Source organism: Streptomyces sp. MAI_2237 (assembly GCF_054189285.1).
This window is the reverse complement of sequence record NZ_JAJPGQ010000002.1, coordinates 23,404-39,006: the sequence shown is the minus strand read 5'-3', so window position 1 is coordinate 39,006 and position 15,603 is coordinate 23,404. Positions and strand designations below refer to the sequence as shown.

The following is a 15,603-nucleotide window of genomic DNA, read 5'->3' as shown; positions in this document are numbered from 1 at the left end:
TCGTATATTCGGCCCATAACCCATCACAGCAGGAGCGGCGCGTGGAGATCCTTGCCTTCGGTGTGCAGGCGGACGAGAAGCCTTTGATCGAGCGGGCCTTCGAGGGACACCACGAGGTCCGGTGTCTCGACGTCTTCCTCAACGAGGACACCGCCCCGATCGCCGCCGGATACGAGATCGTCTGCACCAGCGTCAACTGCGGCCTGGGCAACCGCGTCCTGCAGACCCTCACGGTCGGCGGCACGCAGATGATCGCCCAGCGCTCCACCGGCTTCAACAACATCGACCTCAAGGTCGCCGAGCGGCTCGGCATGACCGTCGCCCGCGTCTCGTACTACTCGCCCTACGCCGTCGCCGAGTTCGCCTGGACGCTCGCCATGGCGGTCAACCGCCGTATCGTGCGCGCCTCCACGCGTACGCGTGACTTCGACTTCCGCCTCGACGGGCTGATGGGCCGGGACATGCACGGCCGCACCGCCGGCGTCCTCGGCACCGGCAAGATCGGCGAGGCGTTCGCCCGGATCGCCCACGGCTTCGGCATGCGGCTGCTGGGCTGGGACGTCGCCGAGAACCCCGCCTGCGTGGACCTCGGCATGGAGTACGTGCCCAAGGAGCAGCTCCTCGCCGAGTCGGACCTGATCACCCTGCACGTGCCGCTGATGCCGCAGACGCAGCACCTCATCGACGCCGACGCCCTCAAGGGCATGAAGGACGACGCGATCCTGGTCAACTCCAGCCGCGGCGGCCTCATCGACACCGCGGCCCTCGTCGCCGAACTGCGCGAGGGCCGCTTCACGGGCGTGGGCCTCGACGTGTACGAGGCGGAGGCGGGCCTGTTCTTCGTCGACCGCTCGCTGGAGGCGATCGAGGACGACACCCTGGCCCGCCTGGTCACCTTCCCGAACGTCCTGGTCACCTCGCACCAGGCGTACTACACCCGGGACGCCGTCGGCCAGATCATCGAGGCCACCGTGCAGAACGTCCTCGACTACCGGGCGGGCCGCCGCTCGGAGAACGTGCTGGTGCCGCGCAGCTGACCGACGAGATCGCGGACGACGGAGGCGCCGTTCAGCGTCAGGACCGACTCCGGGTGGAACTGCACGCCCGCGAAGCCCGGCCCGCGCAGGGCGTGCACCTCGCCGTTGCCGGTCCTGGCGACCTCGACGCCGTGCGCGGCCAGTTCCTCGGCCGCCTCGTCGGGGCAGTGCGCCACGAAGCTGTTGTAGAAGCCGACCGTCTCCTCCCGCCCGAACAGGTCGATCGGCGTCTGCGCGCCCTGGTATGGCACCTCCTTGCGGACGATGTCCAGCCCGAGCTCGGCCGCGATCAGCTCGTGCCCGAGGCAGACGCCCAGCACGCCGTGCCGGTGCGTGCCGATCACCTCGGCGGTCAGCTCGCGCAGGAACCGCATCTTGGGATCGTCCAGGTCGCGGGGGTCGCCGGGGCCGGGCCCGAGCACCACGGGCCCCGCGTGCGCGGACACGGCCTCCCGCAGACCCGGCTCGTCGTAGCGCCGGACCGTCACCTCCAGCCCGCCGGCCCGCAGGACGTGCGCGAGCATCGCCGTGAAGGTGTCCTCGGCGTCGACGACCAGGGCGTGCCCGCTCAACTCCGCGGCCTGCTCCTGCATCCGCAGCCAGAAGGGGGCGAGCGAGGCCCGGCGCCCGTCGAGGGCGGCACGCACGCGGGGGTCCTCGGCGAGCCGCGCGCGCGTGTGCTCCGTACGCGGCCGGGAGGGACGTACGCCCAGCGCCGACAGCACGCCCGCCGCCTTCGCGTGGGTCTCCGCGACCTCGCTCGCCGGGTCCGAACCCCGCACCAGGGTGGCGCCGACCGGCACCCGCAGCCGGCCGTCGGCGTCGATGTCGGCGGTACGGATGAGGATGGGGGAGTCCAGGGTCTGGGCGCCGCCGGAGTCGCGGCCGAGCAGGGCCAGCGCGCCCGCATAGTAGCCGCGCCCCCCGACCTCGTGCCGCTCGATGACCCGGCAGGCGTTCTGCACGGGCGAGCCGGTCACGGTCGCCGCGAACATGGTCTCCCTGAGCACCTCGCGCGCGTCCAGCGAGGACTTGCCGCGCAGTTCGTACTCGGTGTGCGCGAGATGGGCCATCTCCCTCAGCCGCGGCCCGATCACGACCCCGCCCATGTCACCGACGGTGCACATCATCTTCAGTTCCTCGTCGACGACCATCGACAGCTCCTCGATCTCCTTGGAGTCGGCGAGGAAGCCGAGCAGGTGCTCCGGGGAGGGTCCCTCGGCGGGATAGCGGTACGTCCCGCTGATCGGGTTCATCACAACCGTGCCGCCGGACATCCGCACGTGCACCTCGGGGCTGGCGCCCACCAGCGTCCTGTCCCCGGTGTGCACGACGAACGTCCAGTACGCCCCGCGCTCGCCCTCCAGCAGCCGCCGGAACAGCGCCAGGGCGTCGGCCCGGGAGAACCCCGCGATCTCGCCCTCGTAGGTGCGCCGGATGACGAAGTTGGCGCCCTCGCCCTGCCCGATCTCCTCGCGCAGCACGCGCCCGACGATCTCGCCGTACTCCGCGTCGTCCACGTCGAAGCCGCCGCGGTCGACGCGGACGTCGTGGGAGGGGAGGGCGGCGAGCGCCTCGTCGAGTGGCATGGCACCCACCACCTCGGGCGTCAGCACCAGCAGCGGCGTGCCGTCGTCCCGCACGTCGAAGCCGCGCTCGCGGATCTGCCGGAAGGGGACGAGCGCCAGGCCCTCGTCGGGGAGGTCGGCGAGCCGGTCGTACGGGGCGACCGGGCCGAGCAGCACCTCCACGGTGTTCTCGTCGTGGCCCGGCGTGCGGCGGCGCAGCAGGGCGAACGGTCGGGGATCGTCGAGCAGGTCGGCCAGATGCATGAGTCCGTTTTCCTTCTCGCTGGAGAGGAACGGACCCCCGGGAAACGCCGAAGGCCGCCCCTCGGGCGGCCTTCGCGAAGTCTTGCGTACGCGCAGTCAGTGGGCCGCCGGATGAGCGGTCCACCACCAGTTCTGGGTCGAGTGCGCGAACATGCGACGCACCCTACCCCATGTCCGTACCGTGTACGCGGTGTCTCATTTGTTGGGCATGGTCCTGGAGCCGTGACACGACCCCGTAGTGTTTGGGGGGTGACCGTGAACGCTAAGACCAGCGCGAGCGCTGGCAACACCTGGCGAGATCTGCCCGCGGCGCAGCAGCCCGAGTACCCCGACCTTGAGGCTCTGCGCGCAGTCGTTGCGGAGCTCGAGTCGTATCCGCCGCTCGTCTTCGCGGGCGAGTGCGATCAGCTGCGCGCCCGGTTGGCGGCCGTCGCCAAGGGAGAGGCGTTCCTCCTCCAGGGCGGCGACTGCGCCGAGGCGTTCGACGCCGTGTCGGCCGACCACATCCGCAACAAGCTCAAGACGCTGTTGCAGATGGGCGCCGTCCTGACCTACGCCGCCTCGGTGCCGGTCGTGAAGGTCGGCCGCATCGCCGGCCAGTACTCCAAGCCCCGCTCCAAGCCGACCGAGACCCGCGACGGCGTGACCCTGCCGACCTACCGCGGCGACTCCGTCAACGGCTTCGACTTCACCGAGGCCGCCCGCATCCCGGACCCCGAGCGGCTGAAGCGGATGTACCACGCGTCCGCCTCGACGCTGAACCTGGTGCGCGCCTTCACCACCGGTGGCTACGCCGACCTGCGCCAGGTGCACGCCTGGAACCAGGACTTCGTGAAGTCCTCCCCCTCCGGCCAGCGCTACGAGCAGCTCGCGCGGGAGATCGACAACGCGCTGAACTTCATGCGGGCCTGCGGCACCGACCCGGAGGAGTTCAAGACCGTCGAGTTCTACGCCTCGCACGAGGCGCTGCTGCTCGACTACGAGTCGGCGCTGACCCGGGTCGACTCGCGCACCGGCCGGCTGTACGACGTCTCCGGGCACATGGTGTGGATCGGTGAGCGCACCCGGCAGCTGGACCACGCGCACATCGAGTTCGCCTCGAAGATCCGCAACCCGATCGGCATCAAGCTGGGTCCGACGACCACGGCCGAGGAGGCGCTGCAGTACATCGAGCGCCTCGACCCGGACCGTGAGCCGGGCCGGCTGACCTTCATCGTGCGCATGGGCGCCGACAAGGTCCGCGACAAGCTGCCCGAGCTGGTGGAGAAGGTCACCGCCTCCGGCGCGACCGTCGCCTGGATCACCGACCCGATGCACGGCAACACCTACGAGGCGGCCTCCGGTCACAAGACCCGCCGCTTCGACGACGTGCTCGACGAGGTCAAGGGCTTCTTCGAGGTCCACAAGGCCCTCGGCACCCACCCGGGCGGCATCCACGTGGAGCTCACCGGCGACGACGTCACCGAGTGCGTGGGCGGCGGCGACGAGATCTTCGTCGACGATCTGCACCAGCGCTACGAGACGGCCTGCGACCCGCGCCTGAACCGCAGCCAGTCGCTCGACCTGGCGTTCCTCGTCGCGGAGATGTACCGGGACCAGTGACGGCGGTGCCCGTCACCAGGGCATGAAGTGGGGCGCGGATCACATGCGATCCGCGCCCCTTCCCTCTTTTGCGGCCCCCGGGTGCCGGGTAAGGTTAGGTTATCCTTAGTGATTCAGGTGGGAGGTGAGTCCGCGTGTACGTGTGCAGCTGCTTCGGCGTCACCGAGGCGCAGGTCCAGCGGCATGCGGACGACGGCGCCTGCACTCCCCGCCAGATAGCCTCCGCCTGCAAGGCGGGCACCGACTGCGGCTCGTGCGTACGCCGCATCCAGGCCATCCTCGGCCGGGGCGCCTGCCCGCGCCGCGAGACGGCGGACCAGGGCCGCCCGGTCCTCGCCGAGCTCGCGGACCTCGACGAAGCGGCCTAGCCCGGCCCGCTCAGCTCTCGGGCTGTTCGATCAGCTGGGCGATGTACAGCGCCTCGCCGAGCTTCTCCACCAGTTCCAGCTGGGTGTCGAGGTAGTCGATGTGGTGCTCCTCGTCCTCGAGGATCGACTCGAAGATGTTCGCGGACGTGATGTCGCCTTTGTCGCGCATCACCTTGATGCCGCGCCTGAGGCGGTCGATCGCCTCCACCTCGATCTGCCGGTCGGCCTCGAACATCTCCTTGACGGTCTGGCCCACCCGTACGTGGAACAGCCGCTGGTAGTTGGGCAGTCCTTCCAGGAACAGGATCCGGTCGGTGAGCACCTCGGCGTGCTTCATCTCGTCGAACGACTCGTGCCGGGTGTACTTGGCGAGTTTCGTCCAGCCGAAGTTCTCCTGCATCTTCGCGTGCAGGAAGTACTGGTTGATCGCGGTCAGCTCGCCGGTGAGCTGCTCGTTGAGGAATTCGATGACCTCGGGGTCGCCCTGCATCGCAGAGGCTCCTTCCGACCGGGGGAACGGGCAGGTTGCGCCGCATGATTGCACCGGTGTGCGAGGCCGTCCAGTAAGTTCACGCTTAGTAGGAGTTGCCCGAATCGCGCGGAGGCCGGTCATGGGCATCGCCCCGGGTCTGTCAGGATGGAGACATGGGTCAGCCGGTGGAACGCGCATCAGGAGAAACCGGAGATCCCGTGCACCCGGGGCTTCCCCCCGGCCAGCGCCTGCAGCGCGGCTGGCCGGTCACGCACTACGGACCCGTGCCCAAGTTCCGGCCCGAGCGCTGGGAGTTCCGGGTCTTCGGCGCCACCGCGGACAGTGAGAAGCACTGCTGGAACCACGAGGAGTTCACGGCGCTGCCGTACACCTCGGTCGTCGCCGATCTGCACTGCGTCACGAAGTTCAGCATGCTCGGCGCCGAGTGGGGCGGCGTCCCCGCCTCCGCGATCCTGCAGATCGCCCCGCCCGCTCCCGCCGTCACCCATGTCATGGTCTGGGCCGAGTACGGCTTCAGCTCCAACCTCCGCCTCGCCGACTTCGCCTCCGACCGCACCCTGTTCGCCACCCACAAGGACGGCGAGCTCCTGACGGCGGAGCACGGCTTCCCGCTGCGCCTGGTCGTGCCCCACCTGTACGCCTGGAAGGGCCCGAAGTGGGTGCGCGGCATCGAGTACATGACCGCCGACCGGCGCGGTTTCTGGGAGGAGCGCGGCTACCACAACATCGGCGATCCCTGGAAGGAGCAGCGGTACTCCTACCAGGAGGAACCGGGGGAGGGCCCCGAACTCTGAGCCCGCCCCCGGCCGCTCAGTGGTGGCCGTGGACCACGGCGTGGCCCTTGCCGCGGCCGATCATCCACTTGTTGACGGGCGTGGTCACCACGAACGCGATCGCCAGGGAGATCGCCAGCGAGATCCAGAAGAGCGCGTCGGCGAGCCCGGCGTCCATGGCGTCCGGCCACAGCACGATCACGCCGTTGTCGATGAGCTCCATCACGGCGATCGACAGGGTGTCCGCGGCCAGCGCCACCCGGAAGGCGGTGCGGAAGCCGACGCTGGCCTTCAGTACGCCGCGCAGGGTGAGCGAGTAGCCGAAGAAGAACGCGAGGACGATCGCCAGGATCATCGTCGGGAGGTTGCCCCAGCCGAGCGCGGTGCCGATCACCATGCCCAGCACCTCGCCGATGGCGCAGCCGGTGAGGCAGTGGAGGGTGGCCTGCGCGGCCATGGACCAGCTCGCGGGGCCGTGCCCGTGGGTTGCGTGGCCCTCGTGGTGGTGGGCGGGTGCGGTGTGCGCCTCGTGCTGCATGTCTGCCCCCAACGGCGGATGACGGGTGCCTGCACCGGACAGAACCGCATACCCCCGGGGGGTATTCCTTCCTGTGTCAGGAATCCCGGAGTTTCTTCAGCCGCTCCACGTCCGCCGCGTGCCCCTCCTTGCCGCCGGGGGTCTCGATGATCAGCGGAACGCCCTCGGTGGCGGGGTGCGTCATCAGGGCGCGGAAGGGGTCCTCGCCGATGTGACCGGCGCCGATGTTCTCGTGCCGGTCCTTGTGGGCACCGACGACGTCCTTGGAGTCGTTGGCGTGGATCAGCTTCAGCCGGCCCTCGCCGACCGTGTCCACCAGCAGGTCGAGGGTCTGGTGCATGCCGGCGGGGCCGGTCAGGTCGTGCCCGGCGGCGAAGATGTGGCAGGTGTCCAGGCAGACCCCGAGTTTCGGATGGGCGTCCAGTGCCTCGAAGTACGGCCCGAAGTCCCAGGTCCGCGAGCAGAGGGAGGAGCCCTGGCCGGCGGTCGACTCCAGGAGCAGGAACGGGTCGTCGTCGTGGGTCAGCTCGTCGAGCAGCGGCAGCAGATGCTCGCGCACCTGCTTCAGGGCCACGGACCGCTCCCGGCCGCCGGTCGCGCTGCCGGTGTGCACGACCACACCGAGCGCCCCGATCTCCCGCCCGCGGCGCAGCGAGTGCCGCAGCGACTCCACCGACCTCTCGACCGTCGCCTCGGTGTGAGAGCCGAAGTTGATCAGATAGGGGGCGTGGACGTACGCCGGGATCGCCTCGGCCGCGCAGGCCGCGCGGAACTCCTCGTCCTGCCGCGGATTGCCGACGGGCGTGGCCCAGCCGCGCGGATTGGCGACGAAGACCTGCACGGTCTCGGCCCCGAGGTCGCGGGCGTAGCTCAGACCGACGGAGTTCAGACCGCCGGCCACGGGCACGTGGCCGCCGACGGGGTTGCGGGGGAGGGAGGGGTACCGGCTCTTCACCCGTTCAGGGTGTCATGCCTCCGGCAGCCCTCCGTCACCGGATCTTGATGGTGATCGTCGAGCCCTTGGGCGCCGTCTCGCCGCCCTTCACGGACTGCGCCTTGACCGTGTCGCCGAACAGGCCGAGCAGGCCGCGGTCCTCGTCGACCTTGAATCCGGCGCCCTCCAGGGCCTTGTGCGCGTCGTCGACACTGTCACCGGTGACGTCCGGGACCTCGACCATCACGGGGCCCTTGGACAGCGTCAGCGTCACCGTGTCGCCCTCGGCGGCCCGGCCGTCGCCCTTGGGGGTCTGCGCGGCGACCTGGCCCTTGTCGTAGTCGGAGTTGATCCGCTCGGCGGCGACCCTCACCGTGAGGCCCGCCTGCTCCAGGTCGGACCGTGCGGACTGGAGGTCCTCGCCGGTGACGTCCGGGACGTCCACCGGGCTGCCCTTGCTGACCGTCAGCGCGACCGCGGAGCCCGCGTGCCGCCGTACGCCCGTCCCGGGGTCCGTGGAGATCACGGAGCCCCGCTGGACGCTGTCGCTGAACTCCCGGGTGACCATGCCCGCCTCGAGCCCGCTCCTCTTGAGCTGGGCCCTGGCCTCGGCCAGGGCCCGTCCCTGGACGTCGGGCACCTTCACGGTCTCGGGGCCGTCGGAGAGGGTGATCGACACGGAGGCGTTGTCCCGGACCCGGGCGCCGGGCTCGGGGTCGGAGCTGATGACCGTGCCCCGGGCCACCGTGTCGCTGTAGGCGTGCTTGACCGCCCCCAGGTCCAGCCCGGCGTCGCTCAGCTTCTTCTCGGCCTGCGTCCGGGTCTTCGCCAGCACCGGCGGGACCTTGGTGAACTGGCCGGAGTTGATGTACCACACGCCCGTGCCGACGCCGAGGATCAGCAGCACCGCCGCGACGATCGCCAGCGGCCCGCGCCGGGAGCGCCCCTCGCGCGGGCGCGGCGGCAGCGGCGGGGGAGACTCCAGCCGGCTGGTGCGGTGCAGCGCGGACTCCGCGTCCGCCGGCAGCGGCCGGGGCGTGGTCAGCGCGCGCGGGATGACGCTCGTACGGTCCTCGGAGATGTCCCGGTGGTCCGCCGGGACCGCCCTCGGCGGCACCGCGTCCAGCTGTTCGACGCTGAGTGCGGCGCGCACCTCGCGGGTCTGCGCGAGCAGCGCCACCGCGTCGTACGGGCGGACGTCGGGAGTGCGCGCGGTCGCCGAGGCGACCAGCTCGTCCAGCGCGTACGGCAGCCCCGGGACGACCGCCGACGGGGGCGGGACGTCCTCGTGGAGGTGCTTGTACAGGACCGTGGCCGGGGAGTCCCCCTCGTGCGGCCGGTCGCCGGTGAGCATCTCGTACAGGACGACACCGCACGCGTACACGTCGACCCGGGGGTCGGCCGTGCCGTGCTCGATCTGCTCCGGCGCGAGGTAGGAGACGGTGCCGAGGACGGTCCCGGTGGTGTTGGTGACCGTGTCCACGGAACGCACGAGCCCGAAGTCGGCGACCTTCACCCGGCCGTCGTCCCCTATGAGGACGTTCTCCGGCTTCATGTCCCGGTGCACGAACCCGGCCCGGTGCGCGGCACCCAGCGCGGCGAGCACCGGCTCCAGGATGTCCAGGGCGGCGCGCGGCTGCAGCGCCCCGCGCTCGCGCAGCACGTCGCGCAGGGTGCACCCGGCGACGTACTCCATGGCGAGATAGACGTACGACCCGTCGGTGCCCTGGTCGAAGACCTGCACCACGTTCGGGTGGGCGAGCCGGGCGACCGACTTCGCCTCCCGGATGAACCGCTCGACGAAGGAGCCGTCGGCCGCCAGCGAGGGGTGCATCACCTTCAGCGCGAGCACGCGGTCGAGGCGGGTGTCCAGGGCCCGGTAGACCGTGGCCATCCCGCCGACCGCGATCCGCGCGTCCACGCGATAGCGGCCGTCGAGCACCTGCCCGACCAGAGGGTCCTGAAGGGTCGTATCCACGCAGGTGAGTGTACGAGCCGAGACTGACGGAGCCGTCGGTTCGGGTGAGATCGGGGCGGTACTGCAGCCGAGCTGTGACGGACCTCGCACCGCCGTCCGGATCTGATCGAACGTGCGTTCAGAACGCGGGGCGCTCCGGATCGAGGTGCGCGCGCCCCTCCTGCGGCGAGGACGCCTCCGCGAAGTGCCGGCGCGGGATGCGGCCCGCCCGGAACGCGAGCCGGCCGGCCTCCACCGCGTGCCGCATCGCCTCGGCCATCAACTGCGGCTCCTGTGCCCGCGTCACCGCCGAGGCGAGCATCACGCCCGCGCAGCCCAGCTCCATCGCGAGCGCCGCGTCCGAGGCCGTCCCCGCGCCCGCGTCCAGGATCACCGGCACACCCGCGTGCTCGGTGATCAGCTGGAAGTTGTGCGGGTTGCGGATGCCCAGGCCGGAGCCGATGGGCGAGCCGAGCGGCATGATCGCCGCGCAGCCGACGTCCTCCAGCTTCCGTGCGAGCACGGGGTCGTCGTTCGTGTACGGCAGCACGGTGAAACCGTCGTCCACCAGGGTCTCGGCGGCGTCCAGCAGCTCGATCGGGTCGGGCAGCAGGGTGCGCTCGTCGGCGATCACCTCGAGCTTGACCAGGTCGGTGCCGAGCGCCTCGCGTGCCAGGCGCGCGGTCAGGACGGCCTCCTGGGCCGTGAAGCAGCCGGCCGTGTTCGGCAGGACACGGATGCCCAGCCCGGTCAGCACCGACAGCACCGAGCCGTGCACCGAGGCGTCCACCCGCCGCATGGCGACCGTGGTCAGCTCCGTGCCGGAGGCGACCAGCGCGCGCTCCAGCACCTCCAGGCTGGGGGCACCTCCGGTGCCCATGATCAGGCGGGACGTGAAGGACGTACCGCCGATGACGAAGGGATCGTCGGCCATGGGTCAGCCTCCTTGGACGGCGGTGAGGACCTCGACGCGGTCCCCCTCGGAGAGGAGCGTCGCCGGCCACTGCGCGCGCGGGACGACGGTCTCGTTCAGGGCGGCGGCCACTCCGGAGGCGGCCGGGGTCAGGGTGCGGACGACGGCGTCCAGAGCCGTGCCGGGGGCGAACTCGCGCGCCTGGCCGTTGACGGAGACGTTCATGCGGGCTGCTCCACGCGCGCGAAGCGCTTCGGGGTGAACGGGCGGGCCTCTTCGGGCAGTTCGCCGGTGGCCAGAAGCTGGGCCATGGCGTCGCCGGTGACCGGCGTGAGCAGCACGCCGTTGCGGTAGTGGCCGGTGGCCAGCACGAGCCCGGGCAGCTCGGTCGGCCCGAGCAGCGGCGCGTTGTCGGGGGAGCCCGGGCGCAGGCCCGCGCGCGTCTCCGTCAGCGGCAGTTCGGTGATCCCGGGGACCAGCTCGTGCGCGTCGCGCAGCAGCTCGTACACCCCGCCGGCGGTGACCGTCGTGTCCCAGCCCAGCTCCTCGCTGGTGGCGCCCACGACCAGCTCGCCGTTCTCGCGGGGCACCAGATAGACGTGACTGCCGCGCACCAGCGCCCGCACGGTACGGCTCAGGAACGGCGCGTACCGCTGCGGCACGGTCAGCCGCAGCACCTGCCCCTTGACCGGACGCACCGGCGGCAGCACGTCGTCCGGCACGCCCGGCAGGCGCCCGCTGAGGCTGCCGGCCGCCAGCACCACCTGCCCCGCGGCCAGCTCGGTGCCGTCGGCCGTGGCGACGCCGGCGGCCCGCTCCCGTGCGACGTGGAAGCGCTCGGCCCACACCCGGTGGAACACCACGCCGGCCCGCTCGCACGCGGCCACCAGCGCGTGCGCCAGCCGTCGCGGATCGATCTGGTGGTCGCCGTCGACCCGCAGCCCCCCGCGCACGCCCGGCGCGAGCATCGGCTCCAGGCGCCGGCAGTCGCGCCCGGACAACCACTCGGACTCCAGGCCCGACTGCCGCTGCAGGGCGTGCAGTTCGCGCAGGTGGGCGCGGTCGTCGGCATCGAGTGCGACGGCGAGCGTGCCGCACCGGCGGTAGCCGACGTCGTGACCGGTGACCTCGGTGAGCTCGGCCGCGAAGTCGGGGTACCGGCGGGCGGAGGCCAGATTGAGACCCAGCAGGGTCTGCTCGCCGTAGTGCAGTTCCGTGACGGCGGCCAGCATCCCGGCGGCCACCTGGGCGGCCCCGCCGCCCGGCTCGGGATCGACCACGGCTGTCGTGAGACCGCGCTGCGCGGCCCGCCAGGCCGTGACCAGGCCGATGATCCCGCCCCCGATGACGAGGACGTCTGACGTACGTGACGACATGGGCGTCCAGCCCCTCCCTTCGCCGGCATGACCCGGATCAGGTTCGTACGGTCGGAGGCCGCCAGCCTCCCTCTCAGCCCGGTGCGTCCGGGCTCCCGCGAGTGCGTGTACGGGGGCCACCCTAGCCCGACCCCGCGCGCCTCGGTAAGACAGCCTCCGGCGCCCGGCGCGCTCACCGACGGTGTGGAACAGCTCACGGAGCACGACCCCTGACTGACGGGTAGTCAGTGTCTATGGTGATCAGGTGAGCGAGCAGACGACGCAGGCGCAGCGGCGTGTGGTCGTGGTCGGCGCCGGCATGGCCGGTGTGCAGACCGCGGTCGCGCTGCGCGAACAGGGCTTCACCGGCACCGTCACCCTGATCGGCGCCGAGCCCCATCAGCCGTACGACCGGCCGCCGCTGTCCAAGGCCGTCCTGCTCGGCAAGTCCGAGGGCTCCGCGTTCGACGTCGACTTCGAGGCGCTCGGCATCGAACTGCGGCTGGGGCGCGAGGCGCTGGGCCTGCGCCCCGCCGAGCACCGGCTGGACACCGAGGCCGGCCCCGTCCCGTACGACGTCCTGGTCCTGGCCACCGGCGCCGAACCCGTCATGCTGCCGGGCGCCGAGGGCGTGCCCGGCGTGCACCTGCTGCGCACCCTGGACGACGCCGAACGGCTGCGGCCCGTGCTCGCCCGGCAGCACGACATCGTGGTCGTCGGAGCGGGCTGGATCGGCGCCGAGTTCGCCACGGCCGCCCGCGAGGCCGGCTGCGCGGTGACCGTCGTCGAGGCCGCGGACCGGCCGCTCGCCGGCGCGCTGCCCGCCGAGGTGGCCGCCCCGATGGCCGCCTGGTACGGGGACGCCGGCGTCGAGCTGCGCACCCACGCGCGCGTGGCGCGCGTCCAACCCGGTGCGGTCGTCCTCGACGACGGCACACGCCTGCCCGCGGGCGCGGTCGTGGTCGGTATCGGCGCCCGCCCCGCCACCGCCTGGCTCGCCGGCTCCGGCGTCGAGTTCGGCGCGCACCGCGAGGTCCTGGCCGACGACCGCCTGCGCGCCTCGGTGCCGGACGTCTACGCCGTCGGCGACTGCGCCTCCTTCCCCTCCGCCCGGTACGGCGAGCGCCTGCTCGTCCACCACTGGGACAACGCCCTCCAGGGCCCGCGCACGGTCGCCGCGAACATCGTCGGCGAGGCCACCGACGAACCGCCGGCCGTCTACGACCCGGTCCCGTACTTCTGGTCGGAGCAGTTCGGCCGGTTCGTGCAGTACGCCGGGCACCACGCGTCCGCCGACACGGCCGTGTGGCGGGGCGACCCCGCCGGACCGGCCTGGTCGGTCTGCTGGCTGCGCGAGAACCGCCTGGTGGCGCTGCTCGCCGTCGGCAGGCCGCGTGACCTGGCCCAGGGGCGGCGGCTGATCGAGGCGGGCACCCCGATGGACGCGGCGCTGCTGGCCGACCCGGCCAAGCCCCTGAAGGCGGCGACGGCGTAGCCCGTACGCCACGGCTCGGGCGCCCCGACTTCCGACTGTCGGTCCCGGATGGCAGGCTTGATTCCGTGACCGAGATTGACGCAAAGATCGATGCTCTCGTCCCCGCCTGGCTCACCCTGCCCGACATCGCCGAAATGCTCGACGTGGAGGTGACGCGCGTGCGGCAGCTGGTCAAGGACGGCCAGCTCATCGCCGTACGCCGGGGTGAGAACCGCGCGCTGCACGTCCCCGCCGCCTTCATCGACGGGGCCGAGCAGAAGGTTGTCAAGGGCCTGTCGGGCACCTTGACGCTCCTGCGGGACGACGGCTTCACCGACGAAGAGATGCTCGAGTGGCTCTTCACGCCCGACGAGAGCCTGCCCGGCACCCCCGCGCAGGCCCTGAGCGAGAATCGCGGCACGGAGGTGAAGCGCCGGGCCCAGGCGCTCGCCGTCTGAACCAGCCAGAACGAACCGAACACCGTCCGGAGTACGGGCCGTGGCCGGTGAGGCCACGGCCGCGGACCACCGCGGCCCGCCGCACCGGCCCGCGGCCCGTACACCTTCCACACCCGGGGGACACCCGCATGCCCGTCACGTCCGGCGCCGACGCCCGCGCCCGGCTCTCCGACGCCCGGCTCTACCTCTGCACGGACGCCCGCAGGGCCCAGGGCGACCTGCCCGAGTTCCTGGACGCCGTCCTGGCGGGCGGGGTCGACATCGTGCAGCTGCGCGACAAGGGCATGGAGGCGGCCGAGGAACTGGAGCACCTGGAAGTCTTCGCCGCGGCCTGCGAGCGCCACGGTGGGCTCCTCGCGGTCAACGACCGCGCGGACGTCGCCCACGCGGCCGCCGCCGACGTCCTCCACCTGGGCCAGGGCGACCTCCCGGTCCCCGCGGCCCGCGCGATCCTCGGCGAGGACGTACTCGTCGGCCGCTCCACTCACGGGGAGGCGGAGGCCGAGGCGGCCGCCGTCCAGGAGGGCGTGGACTACTTCTGCACCGGTCCCTGCTGGCCGACCCCCACCAAGCCCGGCCGCCACGCCCCCGGGCTCGGCCTGGTCCGGCACACCGCCGCCCTGAACACCGACCGCCCGTGGTTCGCCATCGGCGGCATCGACCTCGGCAACCTCGACGAGGTGATCGAGGCCGGGGCCCGCCGGGTCGTGGTCGTGCGGGCCATCACCGAGGCGGACGACCCCGGTGCGGCCGCCGCGGAGTTCGCGAAGCGGCTGCGGCAGCCCTGACGGGCCCCTGAGCGGCCCCGGTGTCCAAGGGGTGGACAACAGCGCGGCAAAACGGGCAAATTCCCGGCTCTCGGTTGGGGGACCGGGCGCCCCTGGTTAACCTGCGAGTATGGCCCTCGGAACCGCATCCACCAGGACTGATCGCGCACGCACCGTGAGCGACATGCTCGCCGCGGGCAAGACGACGTACTCCTTCGAGTTCTCGGCGCCCAAGACGCCCAAGGGCGAGCGGAACCTGTGGAACGCGCTGCGCAGGGTCGAGGCCGTGGCCCCGGACTTCGTCTCCGTCACCTACGGCGCCGGCGGCTCCACGCGCGCCGGCACGGTCAAGGAGACCGAGCAGATCGTCGCCGACACCACGCTGACGCCGGTCGCCCACCTCACCGCCGTCAACCACTCCATCGCCGAGCTGCGCAACATCATCGGCCAGTACGCGGACGCGGGCATCCGCAACATGCTCGCCGTGCGCGGCGACCCGCCCGGCGACCCCATGGGCGACTGGGTGCCGCACCCGCAGGGCCTGACCTACGCCGCCGAACTCGTCCAGCTCATCAAGGAGTCGGGCGACTTCTGCGTCGGCGTGGCGGCCTTCCCGGAGATGCACCCGCGCTCCGCCGACTGGGACACCGACGTCGCCCGCTTCGTCGACAAGTGCCGGGCCGGCGCCGACTACGCCATCACGCAGATGTTCTTCCAGTCGGAGTCGTACCTGCGGCTGCGCGACCGGGTGGCCGCGGCGGGCTGCGCGACCCCCGTCATCCCGGAAGTGATGCCGGTCACGAGTGTGAAGATGCTGCAGCGTTTGCCGCAGCTCAGCAACGCTCGCATCCCTTCCGTCCTGAAAGAGCGGATCCTCACAGCAAAAGACGATCCGGCCGCTGTACGCTCCATTGGCATCGAATTCGCCACGGAGTTCTGCGCGCGACTGCTGGACGAGGGAGTGCCCGGACTGCACTTCATCACGCTCAACAACTCCACGGCGACGCTGGAAATCTACGAGAACCTGGGCCTGCATCACCCCCCGCAGGCCTAGACCGGCCGCACGGGTATACGACACACTGCGTAGCGGCGACTGGGAGAG

17 protein-coding genes and 1 riboswitch are annotated in these 15,603 nt (G+C 71.7%); of the genes, 8 read left to right on the top strand and 9 right to left on the bottom strand.

What is annotated here, in order from left to right:
* Positions 1–41: 41 nt before the first annotated feature.
* Positions 42–1,037 (top strand): 2-hydroxyacid dehydrogenase, encoded by a 996-nt coding sequence (locus tag LN251_RS04985; RefSeq protein WP_458243290.1) that lies wholly within the window; start codon positions 42–44, stop codon positions 1,035–1,037.
* Here the strand turns inward: LN251_RS04985 and LN251_RS04980 are convergent.
* Positions 989–2,869, bottom strand: coding sequence for an anthranilate synthase family protein (locus tag LN251_RS04980; RefSeq protein ID WP_458243289.1), 1,881 nt, complete (start codon positions 2,867–2,869; stop codon positions 989–991). The genes LN251_RS04985 and LN251_RS04980 overlap by 49 nt on opposite strands.
* A 96-nt stretch (positions 2,870–2,965) precedes the next feature.
* Entirely contained in the window at positions 2,966–3,022 is a 57-nt protein-coding gene (locus LN251_RS04975; RefSeq protein WP_071528813.1) for a trp operon leader peptide, read from the bottom strand.
* 96 nt (positions 3,023–3,118) lie between these two features.
* Between LN251_RS04975 and LN251_RS04970 the strand changes: the two genes are divergently transcribed.
* Together LN251_RS04970 and LN251_RS04965 are read left to right on the top strand one after the other, a co-directional pair.
* On the top strand, positions 3,119–4,471 hold the full coding sequence (locus LN251_RS04970; protein ID WP_458243288.1) for a class II 3-deoxy-7-phosphoheptulonate synthase: 1,353 nt from the start codon (positions 3,119–3,121) through the stop codon (positions 4,469–4,471).
* Between the two features lie 134 nt (positions 4,472–4,605).
* Positions 4,606–4,839 (top strand): (2Fe-2S)-binding protein, encoded by a 234-nt coding sequence (locus tag LN251_RS04965; RefSeq protein ID WP_458243287.1) that lies wholly within the window; start codon positions 4,606–4,608, stop codon positions 4,837–4,839.
* Between the two features lie 10 nt (positions 4,840–4,849).
* Here LN251_RS04965 and bfr read toward each other — a convergent pair whose 3' ends face one another.
* Entirely contained in the window at positions 4,850–5,329 is a 480-nt protein-coding gene (bfr, locus tag LN251_RS04960; protein ID WP_133042876.1) for a bacterioferritin, read from the bottom strand.
* Positions 5,330–5,484: 155 nt separating this feature from the next.
* Between bfr and LN251_RS04955 the strand changes: the two genes are divergently transcribed.
* Complete coding sequence (locus tag LN251_RS04955) at positions 5,485–6,126, top strand: sulfite oxidase-like oxidoreductase (RefSeq protein WP_458243286.1); 642 nt, start codon at positions 5,485–5,487, stop codon at positions 6,124–6,126.
* A 16-nt stretch (positions 6,127–6,142) separates the two neighbouring features.
* On the opposite strand, the gene LN251_RS04950 is transcribed toward LN251_RS04955, so the two are convergent.
* The 6 genes from LN251_RS04950 to thiO all read right to left on the bottom strand — a co-directional run bounded on the left by LN251_RS04950 (position 6,143) and on the right by thiO (position 11,823).
* Complete coding sequence (locus tag LN251_RS04950) at positions 6,143–6,643, bottom strand: DUF4396 domain-containing protein (protein WP_458243285.1); 501 nt, start codon at positions 6,641–6,643, stop codon at positions 6,143–6,145.
* 76 nt (positions 6,644–6,719) lie between these two features.
* Complete coding sequence (locus LN251_RS04945) at positions 6,720–7,598, bottom strand: deoxyribonuclease IV (RefSeq protein ID WP_458243284.1); 879 nt, start codon at positions 7,596–7,598, stop codon at positions 6,720–6,722.
* Positions 7,599–7,632: 34 nt separating this feature from the next.
* Entirely contained in the window at positions 7,633–9,555 is a 1,923-nt protein-coding gene (gene pknB, locus LN251_RS04940) for a Stk1 family PASTA domain-containing Ser/Thr kinase (protein WP_458243283.1), read from the bottom strand.
* A 118-nt stretch (positions 9,556–9,673) separates the two neighbouring features.
* Complete coding sequence (locus LN251_RS04935) at positions 9,674–10,468, bottom strand: thiazole synthase (RefSeq protein ID WP_458243282.1); 795 nt, start codon at positions 10,466–10,468, stop codon at positions 9,674–9,676.
* 3 nt (positions 10,469–10,471) lie between these two features.
* Positions 10,472–10,672 (bottom strand): sulfur carrier protein ThiS, encoded by a 201-nt coding sequence (gene thiS, locus LN251_RS04930; protein ID WP_458243281.1) that lies wholly within the window; start codon positions 10,670–10,672, stop codon positions 10,472–10,474.
* Entirely contained in the window at positions 10,669–11,823 is a 1,155-nt protein-coding gene (gene thiO, locus LN251_RS04925; protein ID WP_458243280.1) for a glycine oxidase ThiO, read from the bottom strand. The genes thiS and thiO overlap by 4 nt, the downstream gene beginning before the upstream one ends.
* Positions 11,821–11,932: riboswitch (TPP riboswitch) on the bottom strand. Its footprint overlaps the gene before it by 3 nt.
* 135 nt (positions 11,933–12,067) lie before the next feature.
* Between thiO and LN251_RS04920 the strand changes: the two genes are divergently transcribed.
* The 4 genes from LN251_RS04920 to metF all read left to right on the top strand — a co-directional run bounded on the left by LN251_RS04920 (position 12,068) and on the right by metF (position 15,555).
* The gene (locus LN251_RS04920) at positions 12,068–13,297 is read left to right on the top strand and encodes an NAD(P)/FAD-dependent oxidoreductase (RefSeq protein ID WP_458243279.1); all 1,230 of its coding nucleotides are present in this window, start codon (positions 12,068–12,070) and stop codon (positions 13,295–13,297) included.
* A 65-nt stretch (positions 13,298–13,362) separates the two neighbouring features.
* Complete coding sequence (locus tag LN251_RS04915) at positions 13,363–13,734, top strand: Rv2175c family DNA-binding protein (RefSeq protein WP_058925820.1); 372 nt, start codon at positions 13,363–13,365, stop codon at positions 13,732–13,734.
* Between the two features lie 128 nt (positions 13,735–13,862).
* Positions 13,863–14,522 carry a thiamine phosphate synthase gene (gene thiE, locus LN251_RS04910; RefSeq protein WP_458243278.1) on the top strand — a complete coding sequence of 220 codons (660 nt, stop codon included), beginning with the start codon at positions 13,863–13,865 and terminating at the stop codon, positions 14,520–14,522.
* 109 nt (positions 14,523–14,631) lie between these two features.
* Positions 14,632–15,555, top strand: coding sequence for a methylenetetrahydrofolate reductase [NAD(P)H] (metF, locus tag LN251_RS04905; RefSeq protein WP_458243277.1), 924 nt, complete (start codon positions 14,632–14,634; stop codon positions 15,553–15,555).
* Positions 15,556–15,603: the final 48 nt, after the last annotated feature.

Coding starts and splice junctions, on each gene's coding strand:
- thiE (WP_458243278.1), top strand. CDS start 13,863: ATGCCCGTCACGTCCGGCGCCGACGCCCGCGCCCGGCTCTCCGACGCC.
- bfr (WP_133042876.1), bottom strand. CDS start 5,329: ATGCAGGGCGACCCCGAGGTCATCGAATTCCTCAACGAGCAGCTCACC.
- LN251_RS04980 (WP_458243289.1), bottom strand. CDS start 2,869: ATGCATCTGGCCGACCTGCTCGACGATCCCCGACCGTTCGCCCTGCTG.
- LN251_RS04955 (WP_458243286.1), top strand. CDS start 5,485: ATGGGTCAGCCGGTGGAACGCGCATCAGGAGAAACCGGAGATCCCGTG.
- LN251_RS04935 (WP_458243282.1), bottom strand. CDS start 10,468: ATGGCCGACGATCCCTTCGTCATCGGCGGTACGTCCTTCACGTCCCGC.
- metF (WP_458243277.1), top strand. CDS start 14,632: ATGGCCCTCGGAACCGCATCCACCAGGACTGATCGCGCACGCACCGTG.
- LN251_RS04950 (WP_458243285.1), bottom strand. CDS start 6,643: ATGCAGCACGAGGCGCACACCGCACCCGCCCACCACCACGAGGGCCAC.
- thiO (WP_458243280.1), bottom strand. CDS start 11,823: ATGTCGTCACGTACGTCAGACGTCCTCGTCATCGGGGGCGGGATCATC.
- thiS (WP_458243281.1), bottom strand. CDS start 10,672: ATGAACGTCTCCGTCAACGGCCAGGCGCGCGAGTTCGCCCCCGGCACG.